Here is a 16889-nt window from a genome sequence, read left to right on the forward strand (position 1 = left end):
GGAGAGTAGGTCGGTGCCTTTTTTTACACGGAAGCCCTTGCTGGAAACAGTCAAGGGCTTCTTTCGTTTACATACTGCCCAAAAGATCCCAAAGAAACATGGGTTCCAACGCAAAGCCTACAGGGATCCAGCTCCGAAATTGTACTATAAAATATGGTTCTGCCAGGTACTGATCTAAGATGCCGTGGTAGTACCTTTGTTAATATATTTCCCAGTCACATGTTATGCGAGGATAAGGTTATAAGATATATTGTTTGAGGACTAAAGATATAAGGGTTAAAATAAGAAATTGATAAGAACCGATAAGATGTGTTGTTACAAATAATTTCTTCGAGCTTAAACCAGGCAAAAAAATGTAACACTTAAACAATGGAAATGCGCTATATTATCATATGATGTGCGGATTACTCTGCCGATATATAAATGAAAAGCAGCTTTTCTAAATTGCTGTTACATCAGGATAAGATTTAATAAAGTTCAAAAAATCTATATGAAAAACTATCGAATTTAAGATATGGAATGGTTAATTCAGCGATAATTTAGGAATTCTTTGTTAAATAGCATAATGATCAACCGAGAGCCTAGCTTTAAAAAACTAGGCTCTCGGTTGATCTTATTTAAAAAATTAATCTTCTTCAGTATAAAAATCAATTAGAGAAGAGATATAAGGATCTTCCCAACCTTCAGCAATATTTTCATAATCTTCATCTGGTATATTGGTTTGTCTAACCTCTAATGAGGTTCCTTTTTTGTGTTCATGTAGCTTTAATGTAACAATGGAAGGACTGTCAGTTTCTCCAAAATACCATTCCTGCACAATTTTACTAGAAGGTTCCAATTCCAAAAATCGACCAGTAATTGCGCCATCCCACAAGGAAAATTCACCATTTACTGTTGCATCTATTGATACAAGATCACCAGTCCAAAGACGGGCCGTAATTTCGGTTGTTAAGGCGAGATACAGTTCTTCTGGTGTCGCCGGGATAATAGCGTATTTCTTGAGATCTTTCATAATGCAAATTTACTCTTTCCCATAATTTACGAGTTATTTTGACTTCATTTTTATTTATATTATTTTTAGCACAAACTATTAGGACGACATGAGTAATTTTCTGCCAAATTCATTAGTGAAAAAATTAGGTGTAAACCCATTATTCGATACTGCTGAATTTATTAGAGTACATGAGGAGGGCAAGCGAGCAACAGCGATACGGTTAAACCCACTAAAATTGAAGGAATGTCCATTTTCCACTGGAGGAAGGGTGCCTTGGTGCGAGAACGCCTTTTATCTCAACGAACGCCCCGTATTTACGCTTGATCCTTTATTTCATGCTGGGGGTTATTATCCTCAGGACGCTTCTTCTATGTTTATAGACCGCATTATCCGTAAGCTGGAAATAGGATCTGAACCAGTTTATGCATTGGATCTCTGTGCAGCTCCTGGAGGAAAATCTACCTTGCTAAACAGTAGCTTACATCCCGATAGTCTACTTGTTGCCAATGAGATAATCAAGACTCGTGTAAATATCTTACAGGATAATCTAACAAAATGGGGAAATGCAAATACGGTGGTCACAAATAATGACCCTTCGGCTTTTGACCGATTACCAGGATATTTTGATATCATGGTCGTCGATGCACCTTGCTCTGGATCAGGAATGTTTAGAAAGGATTCGGATGCAATAGATGAATGGTCGGAAGCAAATGTCAAACTTTGTAGCGAAAGACAACAAAGAATATTGGCAGAAAGTATTGCTGCATTGAAAACGGGCGGATATCTCCTTTATTCAACCTGCTCTTATTCGGAAGAGGAAAATGAAGATATTGCAGATTGGTTAATAGAAACTGGAGATTTTGAATCTATTGAAATTGTCATTGATGAGAATTGGGGGATCGAGTATACAAAGTCGGTTGGACATGGGGCACATGGCTATCGTTTCTATCCACATAAATTAGGCGGGGAAGGTTTTTTTATTACAGTTTTGAGGAAAGTTGCAGAGCAAGGTACATTTAATAGAAAGCGGATAAAGCCAGAAAAATCGGATGTGCCGAAGGGAATTCTGGACACTTGGATCGTTAACGTTGATGAGTTCTTTCCATTTATCCATCATGATGACCTATATATATTCCCCAAAAAATATGAAAATGATTTGAAATATCTCCAGAATGTACTCTATCTCAAAAATGCTGGAATCAATATTGGAAAACTTAATCGAAAGGAATTGATTCCAAGCCACGCATTGGCATTAAGTAATGTATTAAACCCAGGCTTCCAAAGTCTTGAACTTTCGCTTGAGGAGGCTCAAAACTACCTTAGAAAGGAAAACGTGACACTAGATACTGTCTCTTCTGATATGAAGGGCTGGGCGCTTGCTAAATATAAAGGGATGTCACTGGGCTGGATGAAGCTATTACCAAATAGGATCAATAATTATTATCCTAAGGAATTACGAATTGTGAATCTATAACAGATAATAGAAATCATATATTCCTCTAAATTCAGGGGAATTTATATTGTCGAAGAAATATGCTGTAAGATAATCGAACAGATATCCTTTGCAACATCTTCCTTCGATTTCAGAGGGAATACGCTGCTTTCGCCTGAACGATTGATAATTGTGACTTTATTTGTATCGGTAGCAAATCCAGCTCCCTGATCTTGCATGGAATTGAGAACGATAAAATCGAGATTCTTTCGGATCAATTTGTCTTTCGCATTTTCGAGCTCGTTGTTGGTTTCTAAAGCAAATCCGATCAGTAATTGCTCTCTCTTCTTTTTGTGTCCTAAAGTGGCAAGAATATCCGTTGTTTTCTTTAAAGCAATAGAAAATTCATCCTCTTTCTTCTTTATCTTCTGAGATGCTACTTCAATAGGGGTGTAGTCCGCAACTGCAGCACTCATGACAATTATGGCAGCATGATCAAAGTACTTTTCACAAGCTTGAAGCATCTCGGCGGCAGAAGTCACAGGAACAACAGTTATTTGATCAGGATTCGGTAGTGCGGTAGGCCCGGAAACTAAGGTTACATCAGCCCCAAGTTCTTTTAATTGTTGGGCAATAGCATAGCCCATTTTTCCACTAGAATGATTTCCAATAAAGCGTACAGGGTCTATTGCCTCGTGAGTGGGGCCTGCTGATACAAGCGCCTTTTTACCTAATAATGGGAGCTTTTGGTTGGAGTAGTTTTCTAGGAAATGAAAAATTTCTTCTGGTTCGGCGAGACGTCCTTCCCCTACTAATCCACTAGCCAATTCACCTTTTTCAGGCGGGATAATAATGTTACCATAAACTCCTAGTTTAGCAATATTCGATTGCGTGGACGGATGCTTCCACATATCTAAATCCATTGCAGGAGCAAAGAAGACTGGGCATTTTGCGGATAAATATACAGCCATCAGTAAGTTATCACAGAGACCATTCGCCATCTTTGCGAGGGTGTTTGCTGTAGCCGGGGCTACAAGTATATAGTCTGCATTTAGCGCAATTTCCACATGATTATTCCATTCTCCAGTATCTGGCTGATAATAGTCAACCAAAACAGGGTTTTTGGAAAGCGTAGATAGTGTAAGCGGGGTAATGAACGCTGTGGCGTCCTCTGACATAATTACTTTAACCTGAGCATCCGCTTTTACGAGCAGACGAATCAAAGTTGCAATCTTGTATGCGGCGATACTGCCGCATACAGCAATTACAATATTTTTCCCAGCTAAAGCCATCGTTGATTCTGCGATTAGTCTTGCTCTTTAGAAGGATTTCTGTAATACACTTTATCGTGCAGAAATTCATCGATTGCTACCAAAGTAGGTTTTGGCATACGTTCGTAATGTTTAGAAATCTCTATTTGTTCGCGGTTTTCGAATACCTCTTCTAAGTTATCGTTATTACTTGCAAACTCAGCAAGTTTTCCGTTTAGTTCTTCCTTAATATCCACTGCAATTTGATTCGCGCGTTTAGAAATAACTACAATGGATTCATAGAGATTGTCAGTTCCTTTGTCCAATTGTCTTAAGTCACGTGTAACTGTAGAATTTGGAATTGAATTATTATTTTTTTGACTCATCTTTTTGGGTATTTTCTTTTTCTTTTTTCGCCTTTTGTTCTTTGATATATGCTTCTTGCTCAGCAAGAGCTTTATTATATTCTTTCATGTGCGAAACGGCAGTCTTAATTCCTTTTTCAGAATCTTGACGAATAGATTCCGCTTCTTTTATATGTTTGCTATTGGGATAGTTACTCGCAAAACTACGGTAGTAATCCAATGTTTCGTCATATCTGCTTTCCTGCTTTTGCAATATACTTTTTGAAGCAAATATATATTGTGCCTTTAGCGTCAAAAATTCAATTTCCTCAGCGTATTTGGTGTCAGGATATTCTTTCAGTACATTTTGTAACGCAATTACAGCTGCTCTATAATCATCATTTAACCCCATATCATAATAGAGTCTAGCATTGGCAAAAGCTTTAAGCTCGAGTTTATCTCTTAACTTTTGAATAAGGTCTGCGGCCTCTTTAGAACGCTCTGATTCTGGATAGAGATTGACAAAAAGCTGTAGGGCGTCGATTGCTTTCTTCGTATTTGCCTGATCTAAAGTTGATCGAGGTGAATCCAAATAATAACAATAAGCATGCATAAAACGACATTCTTCTGCCCGTGGACTGTTCGGATAAACGTCTGCAAAGTCCTTAAAGTGATATGCTGCTGAAGTATAATCTTTCAAACGGTAATTGGCAAATGCCAAATAATAGTAGATATTTTCTGCCTCAGCTTGTCCACGGAATTTTGTCCGCAAGTCATCAAACAAAACTAACGCCTTTGTATATTTCTTTTTCTCATAAAGTTTTACGGCCTCTTCGTACTTTTGAGCGATATTATTGCTTGCGCGCAATTTCTCAAATTTACTCTTGCAACCAGTAAACACCAATAGAAACATCATGCCGGCACAGATAGCCGCTATACGCCTATTTAAAAACATTTTACAAAGATAAGTGAATTTGTTATACTAATCAATTAAATTTTACTGCGCAATATAGTTTAATAATTATTTGATCCCAAAAACAACATTTTTTATTAACATTCTTTAACTCGTTGGATGCAATTGGGTGGCAGTATTGTCATGGACTTGTTGTTTTTCCATTACGCGAGGAGAGGAAAAATATAGATTTTAAAATATTTGATTATCTTTACATGTACAATCATTGAATTTAATAAAGAGTATGACTTTAAAAGAAAAAGTGGAGCAAGCATTGGATACCTTGAGACCTTATTTGGAAACTGATGGCGGAAATGTGAGTGTTGAAGAGATTACTGCAGATAATGTCGTGCGATTAAAACTATTGGGCGCTTGCGCTTCATGTTCAATGAGCATTATGACTTTTAAAGCAGGATTGGAACAAGCTATAAAAAAAGCTGTGCCAGAAGTAACAGCGGTTGAAGCAATTAATCTAACTGATCCAGATTCTCCTGATGCGACCTTACCGTCGGCCAATTAGTTTATCTATTAACACAATTTAACGGCTAGCTCAGCTGCTTTTGTGTAAATTTGTTCTATGAAGTTGCTGATCCCTATATTATTAGTTTTATCTATATTTTTTGAGTCTTCGACTTTAAAGGCGCAAGAAAGGAAGATCGTCCAATATTCCGGTATTGTAACTACTGTGGGATCTGGGCTTCCGGTTGGTTACGCTACAGTAACTAATTTATCTTTCCGTAACGAGGCCATTGCGGCGAATAATGAGGGCTATTTTTCTTTCGTAGCTCATGTAGGAGACACACTTCGTTTTTCCTCTGTAGGATTCGATCCGCTCATCGTAACTGTACCTGAAGTTGCTGGCGACAAATATACAGCTAGTATTGTAATGCAAAATTTGGTAACTGAATTGCCAATGGTGACTCCATATCCCTGGGCGAGTATTGAGGAATTTAATATTGCATTTATGAACTTAGATGTATCTGAGGATCATATTGTACGGGCAAAAAGAACACTTTCCAACGAGTCTTTATCAGCAATGGCTGCTGTAGTACCTCGCGATGGCAACGAGATGCGCTCCATAAATAACGCACAAAGCTTCAATACAATGAATAATAAAGTCATTAACCAACGTTATGCAAATCCGCTATTAAATCCTTTTGCATGGGGAAGTTTAATACAGCAAATAACGAAGGGAAGTCAAAGCCGTTCCAAAAGCTCCCGCTATTAATCTGTTGCTTTGAGCTTGTTCAGCTCTTTTACACTTATCTTTGCTGAGAAATAAGAAACTAATCCCGAAATACTGGTTACCGTGATGAATACTAACATATAGTCGCTCCAGCGGCTAAGCATAGGGTAGCTATCTAAAATAGCATTTGCACCATCTTCAACCCGTATTATACCATAAGTTGACTGAATATAATTGAATATTGCTCCAATTAATAAACCTAAAATGCAACCAATAATTGCAATCATCAACCCCTCGTAAAAGAAGATGCGTTGAATTAAGCTATTGTTACCACCTAGACTTTTTAGGACTGTCATATCCTTTTGTTTATCCAATACTAACATCGTCAATGAACCTACAATATTAAAAATTGCGATAATACTAATCAATGTTAAGATAAAAAACACAACCCATCTCTCTACACGTACATTTCTATATAAGGTTGGATTTTGCTCTTCCCGATTTTTGACGAGATACTCTTCACCTAATTTTTTTTGAAGGTCCTGTTCAAATAACTTGATATTAGTGCCCTCCTTTAGATAGAATTCAATAGCGGAAACTCTGTCATATTCACCGAGTACTTCTTTGGCAAACGAAATGGGGGTAATAACGAAATTGTCAAAGTCCTGTTGGTATCTGAGGACACCTCCTGGACTGATAGCTCTAATATTAAATTCTTCAGCAGGATTAGATGTGTTTTTGACGCCTTTTCTCGGTGAATAAACTTGGATTAAATCGGGGGTATTTTGCATAGAAATACCGAGATTAGCCTGGACACTTGCTCCAAGTATAGCCAGATGAGTTGAATCACGTGAGAGTTGATATACTCCATCCACAAGAATACTATCACCAATACTCTTATTAAGCGATTTGGGCTCGATTCCTTTGATAGTTGAAATATACTGTCGATTTGCATATTGAAGTAATACCTTCTCTTCTAGTACTTCTGTATAATGGATAACATTAGGATTGTTTCGCAACTCATTAAAGACTGATTTATTTGTTGTAAAGAGCTTACCTTTTTGTGGTTCTATCTTCAGTTCAGGAGCAAATTTGCTATACATAGATATAATAAGCTCCTCCATCCCATTGAAAGAGGAAAGGAGTATGATTAATGCGGCAGTACTTACCGTAACACCTATCACACTAATTGAAGAGATGATATTAATAGCGTTGACCGATTTTTTTGAAAACAGGTATCTCTTGGCAAATAGAAAAGGTAAGTTCATATCTTATCCTTGTATAAATGGATTGGAGTTTTTTTCAAAACCTATTGTCGTTGATGGGCCATGACCTGGGTAGACAACAGTGTCATCGGGTAAAGTATAAAGTCTTTGCTTAATATTGTCTAAAAGCTGCTGATGATTTCCTCCTGGTAGATCAGTACGGCCAATACTGTTGCGGAACAAGACATCTCCACCAATTAGGAATTTTTGAGAAGCGGAGTAAAAACAGACATGCGCCGGTGAGTGGCCGGGAGCCAATATCACTTCCAATTCGTCATTGTCTATTTGTATTTTGTCTCCATCTTTTAGAAATACTTCTCCAATAGGAGAGATGTCATAACGGAATCCCATTTGCGGGGCATAGTTCTGCACCGCAACCAATGTAGATAGTTCCCCTTCGTGAAATTGAGGTAGTAGATCAAACTTCTCATGAATAAAATAATTGCCCAAGACATGATCAATGTGACAATGTGTATTCAGTAGTAATTGTGGGGTGAGATTATGAAGATCGACAAAGGTTAAAAACTCCACCTGCTCTTTTTCCCCATACATACCTGGGTCAATAATTAATGCGTTTCCCTCTTCGTTATACAACAAGTAGGTGTTTTCTTGGTATGGATTGAAAGTGAATGTTCTGATCGTTAGCATAAGGTAAAATTACATTTTTTATTGTTCTCGATATAGAGAAAGACTAGCTATTCCAAATTTCCCAATTCTTCTCCGCCTGAAGAAGCAACATTTCATAGCCATTTTTAGTCCGAGCACCTTTTTCTTTACCTTTCTTTAGGAATGTTGTCTCTTCTGGGTTATAAATAAGATCATAGAATAGGTGCTTAGCACTGATGTGTTCATATGGTAGGGTCGGAGACTCTGTTATGTTGGGAAATGTTCCTACTGGTGAACAATTAATAATTAATGTATACTCAGCTAAAATCGGAGCATCTAATTCATCATAGGTGTAGCTGTCCGTTTGTTTGGTTCTGCTAACAAGCTTGTATTTGATTCCTAATTTATCTAATGTATAGATCACTGCTTTTGCTGCTCCTCCATTTCCGAGGATTAAAGCTCTTTTGTCATTCTGGTTCAAAAGTGGTTTCAGTGATTCTTCAAACCCATATGCATCTGTGTTATAGCCTTTCAAGTATGGAGCACCATTTGCTAGATGTGTAATGCGGATACAGTTTACAGCTTGTATTGCTTTAGCTTCTTCTGATAGTTCGTTTAAATAATCCAATACCTCTATCTTGTATGGAATGGTTACATTTACCCCATAGAAGTCCTTATTCGTAAATATAGATGGAAAATCTGATATACGTTCAATTGGATATAGGTCATAATCTATATGTTGAATATTTTCTTTCTGAAACTTCTCTAAATAATATTTCTTGGAAAAGGAGTGTCCTAGTGGATATCCTATCAGACCTAATTTTTTCATTGAATGGTTGAGTACTTCTTTGGGTGAAAAGGTAAGCTTAATCTAATTTCATTTTATACCCCCAGGCAAGTCCGAAAGATTGCCTGGGAGTATCATGTGTTTTCTACTTTAATTTTTTGGTTTGGTATATTTTTTTACAATTTCAGTGATAATTTGATTTCCTTGCAATTGAGGAAGGTAATCAAAGAGAATATGATGTTTTTCCGGATTCGTTGCTAAGCCTAGTTCCAAGAAGTTTAAAGCTTCATTGTATTGTCCATTTGCAAATAGATAGGCCACCACACGGTAATATAGTTCCGCCGCTTCAGGGTTTTGCGTAATCGCATCTGACATGACATTGATGGCTTCATCAATTTTGCTCTGCTCAAATAAGATCGAAGAATAATCGAGCCAAGCATCTATATCTGATGGATTTAATGAAACTACTTTTTTATACGCTTCTTCAGCCTGATCAATTTGCTGTAGCTTATACCGAGCATCCGCGATTGCGAACCAGTAATCCGGATTTGTGTCTTCTAGTTCCAAAGCCTTTTTGTAGAAATGAAGCGACTCAAAGTAACGTTCTTCAAAATCCAGCGTGACACCAATACCAAACCATGCATCTGCAAGCTCGGCGTCTAACTTTACGGCTTTTTTATAGTAGTTTCGAGCTTCTTCCATTTGTTCCAGCTTCTCGTAACACTCTCCTATGGCACAATAAGTATCCGCGCTAGGTTGTTCGTATTCAAAAGTCTGTTTGTATACGTCCAATGCCTCTTGATAACGATCTAAGTTGACCAATGCATTTCCTTTATTGAAATAAGCAGATGAGAAGTCTTCCTTGATTAATATGGCATAGTCATATGCATCTAACGCTTCTTCGAATTTGCTTATTTTATGATAGGAGTTGCCCAGATTATACCAAGCATAATACGAATAAGGGTCTGAGTCAATATATTTTTTATAGAAAGATATACTTTCTTCTTGCCGATCAAGTACATCATAACAATAAGCTAGCTCATAGAGAGCTTCTTGATAGTCCATATTGAGTTCAAGTGCCTTCTTTAAATAAACAATAGCTTTGTCATAGTTCATTTGCGCTTGAAAAATCATTGCAATATGAAAATAAACCTCATCTTTATTGTCTAATAAGGGTAATGCTTTAAATAGTTGATCTAATGCTTCATCAAATTGTCCTATGCTCCCCAAAATACCGCCTCTAATTAGAAATATATCTCCTTCTGAAGCTTCCAGCAGCTCCGCTTTGTCCAAGGCCGCTAATGCATTCTGATACTGTTGGATTGTTGAAAACAATTGTGCTTGCTTCAACAAAAAGGTAATATCAAAAGGATGCTGGCTGATTGCAAATTCGGTTACTTGTAGTGCCTTTACGGGGTCATTTTTTTCAGCATAGTAGTCTATTATTCCTTCGAAAGCCTTGGAGTCAAAAAAATACTGATCCTCGTTTCGAAGCATTTCCTCATATCTGTCCACCGAGATTTTTCTTTCTTCGGGGTTTTCAAATTCAAAATCCTCTTCCATTCTCAAAAGTTTAAAACCAGTATTCTGTTCGTTAAATCAAAATACTAATTTCTTATCTAATTTGCTTGAATAAATTTTCCACAAATTGGATATCATCCACAAAGTTAAGGATAAATACTGTCAAAATAAAAAAGCCGGCTCTAGAGCCGGCTTTTAATATAATGGTATAAATTATATACGATTATTTTTTGATCTCAACACGACGGTTTTGAACGCGACCTTCTTCAGTTGAATTAGATGCGATTGGGTTTTTCTCTCCGTAACCGTTAGCAGTGATGCTTGATGAAGAAACACCAGCATTTACTAAGTATTGTTTTACAGAGTTAGCACGATCTTTAGACAAAGTTGTATTGTAAGCTTCAGAACCTTCTGCAGATGCATAACCGTCTAAAGTTACAGATGAATTATTGTCACGTACTTCTTTAGCCAATTTATCTAAAGTTGAGTAAGAAGAAGTTTTCAATACTGAGCTATCAAATTCGAATTGAATTGGAGCATAGTAACCGTTACTGTTGTTCTCAAGAACTTGAGGCTCTGGGAATTTGATAGGACATCCTGAACCATCTACTGGAGTACCAGCAGGAGTACCAGGGCATTTATCAAATTTGTCAGATACACCGTCACCATCAGCATCAGCGCTTAATGTGTTAACAGTACCTTCTAAAGTGCTTACGCGTTGTTTCAATGCTTCAACTTCGTTTCTCAATGAAGGATCTTTCAATTCATCATACAAAGTAGCTACTGGGTTAGCAAAAGTCAAGTTTTGTTTGTCTTTTGAACCTAAAGTGAACTCTAAACCACCGTATACGTTAGAGAAACGTTGTTTAGAAGTTCCGTTTCTACCAGGTCCGTACAATAATGCTTCATCAGTGAAGTTCATTGTATAACCTAAGTTCAAGGCAACAACCTCAGATAATTTGAATTTAGCTCCAACACCTACAGGAACGATCATACCTAAACGGTAATCTTTGTCGCGTGGGTTAGAAGGAGAACGGTCACCTAGGATATCTTCACCCCATTTTTGATCGTAAACAACAGTTCCACCGAACTCATTGTTAGAGAATTGAGTTGGGTTATAAGCGAAAGCACCAATACCTACTTTAGCGTAGAAGTTAACTGCATTTTCTCTTCTCAAGAAATCGATTGTACCCAATTGGAACACACCGTTTAAGCTAGCAGCCCAGTTTACTTTTGTTTCAGCTGATTGAGCGCGACCTAAATTTGAACCAGAACCAGCTTCGAAAGCAGGACCAGACTCGTTGTGATTGTAAGTTTTGATCTTACCACGGTTAGCTTCAACTTCTAAACCGAATAGGTGAGAGAATTGTTTACGTACTGTTAAACCATAGTACTCACCAACTTTGTTTTGGAAGTAACCAACTTTTTGACCAAAGTTATTGTTACCACCAATTAAAGCATTAGGCGTAGTGATACCACCTTGAACTCCGATAGACCAAGTTCTGTATTGTGATCTACCACCGAATACTTGTTGAGCTTGTGCTGTATCAGCGAAACCTAAAGCGGCAACTAATGTAGCAGCAACAGCTGTTTTTTTAATTGTAGAATAGTTCATACTCTTGTTTTTAAGGTTATTATTAATTTTAATTGTTTTCAAACTTTGTTGTCTTAATTTAATATCTGGAACAGTACAATTGCCGTGCCAAAGTCTTAAAATTATGTTAAATTTTTAAATTCCTGATATTTCGTACTAAATTAAGTATTTAATGTGAAACAACAAAACAAAAATTCGGTACGAAAGTACCAAATTTTTGTTTTGTTTCAATAGCTTTTAGAAAAAAAATTAAGAAATTCTTTCTAAAGTAAATAATGTACAATGACTAAAGAGAGTGCCCCAAGCAGAGCCGATACTGGAATTGTCAATACCCAAGCCCATAACAAACTAATAGTTACACCCCAGCGTACTGCTGAAACACGCTTAACAACTCCGACACCGATAATTGCTCCTGTAATCGTATGTGTTGTTGATGCAGGGATACCGAAATGCTCTGTTATGCCTAATGTTACTGCTCCTGCGGATTCCGCACAAACCCCTTCTAATGGTGTCACTTTCGTGATCTTGGTTCCCATTGTCTTCACAATTTTCCAACCTCCACTCATTGTTCCAGCAGCTATCGCTGCGTAACAAGTTAGAGGAATCCATTCTGGCATATGTTCCGTGTTTTGCATATATCCACCGGCAACCATAGCTACAAGGATAATACCCATTACCTTTTGTGCATCATTACCACCATGGGCAAAACTTAGACCTGCTGATGAAACCAATTGTAATACTTTAAACCATTTTTCGGCGACACTAGGTCGGGAGTTTTTGGCCAAGTTAATCACTATTAATGTGATGATAATGGACATGGTCATACCAATGATCGGCGCCAGTACGATGAAAGCAATAATTTTTAATGTTGCATCGATATTAATAGCATGAATAGGATCTGCACCAAGAATAAAGGCATAAGCCATTCCTGATCCCGCGAAGCCTCCGATCAATGTGTGTGAGGAACTTGAGGGTACTCCGTAGTACCAGGTGAATAAGTTCCAGCCAATTGCTGCGAGCAAGCCCGCAAAGATAACCTCTAGGGTAATATATTCTTCCAATACCGTTTTGGCAATGGTGTTGGCTACTTTGTGATCTGTAAAGTAGAAATAAGCAGCAAAGTTGAATATGGCAGCCCATAATACAGCCATTGCTGGTGTTAGAACTTTTGTTGATACAACTGTCGCAATAGAGTTGGCTGCATCATGGAATCCATTGATGTAGTCAAATGCAATTGCTAAGACAATCACAACAACGAGTAATGTTGACATCATAATCTCGTAGAATTTTTATGCACTTATGATCGAATGATTATGCGTTTTTAACTAGAATACTTTCTAATACGTTAGCAACGTCCTCGCATTTGTCTGTTGCATCTTCCATTGCGGATAACACTTCTTTGTGTTTGATCAATGAAATAGCGTCTTTTTCAAATTCAAAAAGATCGGCTACTGCCTTATCAAAAATATAGTCTGCTTTATTTTCTACACTATTGATACGTACACAAGAATCTGTGATATTGCGAATGTTTTTTAAATCCCGAAGTTCATGGATTGCTTTTGAAACATGCTCAGTAGCTTCCACCAATAGGTCCGCGATTTCTATCATCGGCTCTGTTGCTTTTTCTACCTTGTATAAGTCCATTCTATTAGCCGCGCCGTGTATAAAATCGGCTACATCGTCTAATGAGCTTGCTAACGAGTGTATATCTTCGCGGTCGAAAGGCGTAATGAAATTTTTACCTAGTTCCAAGTGAATTTGATGTGTGATGTTGTCGCCTTTGTGCTCCAAGTCTTCCATCTTACGAGTGAACTCTTTCTTCTTCTCCGGATTGTTTGAGTTAACAATATCTTTTAACAATTGAGACATTTCGATCAAATTGTTGCCGGCTTGTTCAAACAAAGGGAAGAATTTTTTGTCCTTTGGAACGAAGTATTGAAAAATGCTATTTAAAGACATATCTTAAATTTATTTTTGCAAAAATAATACCCTAATGTTAAGTTAATGTTAACATTGGTTTTGTTTAAACACAAAAATGTCATCAATTGTTTAATCTCCGGTCTGAACTTTTTGCAAAGTAAAGCCAAAAGTAGTTCCAATTCCCTCTGTACTACGGACATTAACGTTCTGTTGGTGCGCTTCAACAATATGTTTGACAATCGCAAGACCTAAGCCAGATCCACCAATATCTCTTGAGCGACTTTTATCTGTACGGAAGAATCGTTCGAATACCCGGCTCAGATTTTTTTCTTCGATACCATAACCATTATCCGTAATTTCTATTAAGACCTGTTCAAAAAGCGGGAAAATTTTGATTTTTGTGGTACCTCCTTCTTTCCCATATTTAAGTGAGTTGTCAATAAGGTTATACAATACCTGATGTATTTTATTGCGATCTGCTTTAACCCAATGTGGTGTGCCAGTTTTGGGTTTGAACTCGATCTTAATATTGTGTTGTTTGGCTTTGTCTTCCAATGAATACGAGGTGTCTTTGATAAGATCTACAATGTCAAATTTTTCAATATTCAAGACCATTTTGCCAGACTCGAGTTTGGATATCTCATCTAAATCTTGAATGAGGTAATTCAATCTGTCAAGGTTTCGAGCAGCTTTGTCTAAGAAATTCTTCGCCATTTCCATGTCTTCTTCCATTAGACCATCTTGTAATGTCTCGATGTATCCTTGGGTAGCAAAGAGGGGCGTTTTGAACTCATGGGATATATTGGAAAGGAATTCACGCCTAAATTTTTCCTGCGATTTCAGTTGTTCAATTTCATTTTTTTTATCTTTTGCCCAAGCCTTTACGTCATTTTCTGCATCTGTAATGGGATCTTCACTGACATGTTCACCAATCGCATCTTTAAGATCCTTACCGAGTTTCAGATTGTGAATCAACTTATACATGGTATTAAGACGGCGGTAGATGTATTTCTCGAACAGGTAGTTGAATAGAAGAAAACAAATGACCAAGGCTACAAAAAATATAATCAGTGCGGTCTGAAGATCATGTTTATAATAAAAGCTGATAGTGGATATTGCAATGCCAACACCAGCAGAGTTTGCCAATAATAATTGTCTAAAATTCATCTGTTGAATAAAAAAGGCCCCTAATTGGAGCCTAAGTTACTTATAATGATATTAATAAATTGTTAAAATTTTCCGATAATGGTTTTAGCTCCGGTAACTTTATCGCCAATATTCACATTGATCTCTGTTCCTAAAGGCAAGAATAGATCCACACGTGAACCAAATTTGATAAAGCCGAACTCGTTGCCCTGAACAACCTGATCATTTTCTTTTACATACCAAACAATACGACGGGCCAACGCGCCTGCAATTTGACGGAAAAGAACTTCCCGGCCTGCTTTGTCTTTTACTACAACAGTCGTTCTTTCATTGTCTGTCGATGATTTTGGATGCCAAGCGACCAAGAATTTTCCGGGATGATATTTGAAGAAAGTCACCAAACCACTGATTGGATTTCGGTTCACATGCACATTGATAGGCGACATGAAAATAGAGACCTGTATCCTTCTGTCATGAAAATATTCATTTTCTTCGGTTTCTTCGATGACCACAACTTTTCCGTCAGCAGGACATAAGATTGTGCCATCTTGTGGAATCACTACTTTCTTAGGACTTCTAAAAAACTGGACAACTGTAATGAATAGGAATGCTGAAAGGGCATAAATAAACCATTTTACAAACTGCGGAGCATCATAATAGTCCGCAACGGCATTGATGATAAAGATAAAAAGTACAGCAATCGCTAATGTGGTATATCCTTCTTTATGGAATTTCATATCTATTTATTTCTGCAAAGATAATTATTTACTCGAATTGTCTATTTGTCTTTCTATTTTAATTGAATGGGTATAGACTTTTCCATCGCTTCCGGTGGCAATGCTCCCGGAAACTTTAATCGTATCGTCTTGAGGTTGATCTTGTTTGTAGGTAGGAAAATAAAAATCTACACTTTTAGCAATTCGATTCAAAATGGTGAGATCATTCTCATTATTGGAGTCTACATTCAATTTCAGACTTCGCAAATTGGCCAAACCTGTTTTTTTGACTTCAACCTCATAGGAGAAATTTAGTTGAGTTGCAACTTCGAATCCGCTTTTATTGATCCTATCGGTAAACCGTTTAGCAAGGAATGCATAGAAGTTTGAAAAGTCATCAAAACTACAAGATTTGCTGTTTAATAGTTCGGCTCGAATAAAATAATCGTAGGGTAAAATGCTTAAAGCCTGAAAATCTTCGCTTGGAAGCTCTCCATTATCATCATAAGTAGCAACGATTTTTCCATCAACAAACCGTTGTGTCATCGCGTAAATAGGCTGCTGTCCAACATTATAAAAGTAGGTGTTCCAGTTCCCCTGTGGTTTACCACCTTTTACTTTGCCTTTACGTAGATAAAAATCATAACCAAATTCTGTGAACCCCTCGAATGGAATAGCGAATTCATAGTTCCCTTCGCCGCCAACGATTTCCTGTTTTCCTCGGTTATCCCAATAATCTTTAATGAAATAACCGTAATCACCATAGGCCACCGTTAATAGTGGTTTACCGTCGGGATAATAATATTTGCAATCACCGACAGGATAGTTCTCCTTAAAATTTATTTCCCATTTTAACACACCATTCGGATGAAAAGCTTGAAATAGACCTTCTTTTTTACCATCGTTATAGTTGCCGACCAGTATACGGTTGCCATTGGGTGCGAAATCACGAAACTCCCCTTCGAAAATTTGCTTTGTGAAATCAAATTTACTTACACGTTCAATTGATTTGAATTCGCAATCTTTTGCTGCCAGATAATAATACTTATCAAAATAGAAACGAATTAAGCCTTGATCTAATTTTTCGTAAAATACAGGTTTATCGTCTTGCGCTTGAATAGGCTTACAGCAAAACGAGGATAACAACAACAGTATATAAATGAATTTTTTAGTCAT

17 protein-coding genes are annotated in these 16889 nt (G+C 37.3%); 3 read left to right on the forward strand and 14 right to left on the reverse strand.

All coding sequences use genetic code 11. The features are described 5' to 3' along the window. Positions 1 to 625: 625 nt before the first annotated feature. Positions 626 to 1012 (reverse strand): SRPBCC family protein, encoded by a 387-nt coding sequence (locus M2408_RS03805; RefSeq protein ID WP_259179430.1) that lies wholly within the window; start codon positions 1010 to 1012, stop codon positions 626 to 628. A gap of 88 nt (positions 1013 to 1100) precedes the next feature. Between M2408_RS03805 and M2408_RS03810 the strand changes: the two genes are divergently transcribed. Continuing rightward, a complete protein-coding gene (locus tag M2408_RS03810) occupies positions 1101 to 2468 on the forward strand; it encodes a methyltransferase RsmF C-terminal domain-like protein (protein WP_259179431.1) in 1368 nt (455 codons plus the stop codon). Positions 2469 to 2509: 41 nt separating this feature from the next. Here M2408_RS03810 and coaBC read toward each other — a convergent pair whose 3' ends face one another. From coaBC to M2408_RS03825, 3 genes are read right to left on the reverse strand one after another with little or no spacing between them, the layout of a single operon-like run. Next, on the reverse strand, positions 2510 to 3718 hold the full coding sequence (gene coaBC, locus M2408_RS03815) for a bifunctional phosphopantothenoylcysteine decarboxylase/phosphopantothenate--cysteine ligase CoaBC (protein ID WP_259179432.1): 1209 nt from the start codon (positions 3716 to 3718) through the stop codon (positions 2510 to 2512). Between the two features lie 14 nt (positions 3719 to 3732). Beyond that, a complete protein-coding gene (locus tag M2408_RS03820; RefSeq protein WP_075990346.1) occupies positions 3733 to 4062 on the reverse strand; it encodes a DNA-directed RNA polymerase subunit omega in 330 nt (109 codons plus the stop codon). Then, positions 4046 to 4975, reverse strand: a complete 930-nt coding sequence (locus tag M2408_RS03825; protein ID WP_120260520.1) for an outer membrane protein assembly factor BamD — start codon at positions 4973 to 4975, stop codon at positions 4046 to 4048. The genes M2408_RS03820 and M2408_RS03825 overlap by 17 nt, the downstream gene beginning before the upstream one ends. 241 nt (positions 4976 to 5216) lie before the next feature. On the opposite strand from M2408_RS03825, the gene M2408_RS03830 reads away from it, so the two are divergent. Further along, entirely contained in the window at positions 5217 to 5492 is a 276-nt protein-coding gene (locus tag M2408_RS03830; protein ID WP_028070934.1) for a NifU family protein, read from the forward strand. 57 nt (positions 5493 to 5549) lie between these two features. Then, on the forward strand, positions 5550 to 6200 hold the full coding sequence (locus tag M2408_RS03835; RefSeq protein WP_259179445.1) for a hypothetical protein: 651 nt from the start codon (positions 5550 to 5552) through the stop codon (positions 6198 to 6200). Here the strand turns inward: M2408_RS03835 and M2408_RS03840 are convergent. The 10 genes from M2408_RS03840 to M2408_RS03885 form a co-directional block, all read right to left on the reverse strand. Further along, on the reverse strand, positions 6197 to 7426 hold the full coding sequence (locus tag M2408_RS03840; protein ID WP_259179446.1) for an FtsX-like permease family protein: 1230 nt from the start codon (positions 7424 to 7426) through the stop codon (positions 6197 to 6199). The genes M2408_RS03835 and M2408_RS03840 overlap by 4 nt on opposite strands. A gap of 3 nt (positions 7427 to 7429) precedes the next feature. Next, positions 7430 to 8071, reverse strand: coding sequence for an MBL fold metallo-hydrolase (locus M2408_RS03845; protein WP_259179448.1), 642 nt, complete (start codon positions 8069 to 8071; stop codon positions 7430 to 7432). Between the two features lie 43 nt (positions 8072 to 8114). Then, complete coding sequence (locus M2408_RS03850; protein WP_259179450.1) at positions 8115 to 8858, reverse strand: shikimate dehydrogenase; 744 nt, start codon at positions 8856 to 8858, stop codon at positions 8115 to 8117. A 108-nt stretch (positions 8859 to 8966) separates the two neighbouring features. Further along, positions 8967 to 10379 (reverse strand): tetratricopeptide repeat protein, encoded by a 1413-nt coding sequence (locus M2408_RS03855; RefSeq protein WP_259179452.1) that lies wholly within the window; start codon positions 10377 to 10379, stop codon positions 8967 to 8969. A gap of 181 nt (positions 10380 to 10560) precedes the next feature. Continuing rightward, positions 10561 to 11994, reverse strand: coding sequence for an OmpA family protein (locus tag M2408_RS03860; protein WP_409049480.1), 1434 nt, complete (start codon positions 11992 to 11994; stop codon positions 10561 to 10563). A 200-nt stretch (positions 11995 to 12194) separates the two neighbouring features. Beyond that, positions 12195 to 13205, reverse strand: a complete 1011-nt coding sequence (locus M2408_RS03865; protein WP_259179453.1) for an inorganic phosphate transporter — start codon at positions 13203 to 13205, stop codon at positions 12195 to 12197. A gap of 37 nt (positions 13206 to 13242) precedes the next feature. Further along, on the reverse strand, positions 13243 to 13890 hold the full coding sequence (locus M2408_RS03870) for a DUF47 domain-containing protein (protein ID WP_104383452.1): 648 nt from the start codon (positions 13888 to 13890) through the stop codon (positions 13243 to 13245). Between the two features lie 90 nt (positions 13891 to 13980). Beyond that, complete coding sequence (locus tag M2408_RS03875; RefSeq protein ID WP_223581244.1) at positions 13981 to 15018, reverse strand: cell wall metabolism sensor histidine kinase WalK; 1038 nt, start codon at positions 15016 to 15018, stop codon at positions 13981 to 13983. Positions 15019 to 15080: 62 nt separating this feature from the next. Beyond that, positions 15081 to 15734: a phosphatidylserine decarboxylase family protein gene (locus tag M2408_RS03880; protein ID WP_259179461.1), complete on the reverse strand. Its 654-nt coding sequence runs from the start codon at positions 15732 to 15734 to the stop codon at positions 15081 to 15083. A gap of 24 nt (positions 15735 to 15758) precedes the next feature. Next, entirely contained in the window at positions 15759 to 16889 is a 1131-nt protein-coding gene (locus tag M2408_RS03885) for a toxin-antitoxin system YwqK family antitoxin (protein WP_259179463.1), read from the reverse strand.

Source organism: Sphingobacterium sp. BIGb0165 (genome assembly GCF_024810095.1).
GTDB lineage: Bacteria > Bacteroidota > Bacteroidia > Sphingobacteriales > Sphingobacteriaceae > Sphingobacterium > Sphingobacterium detergens.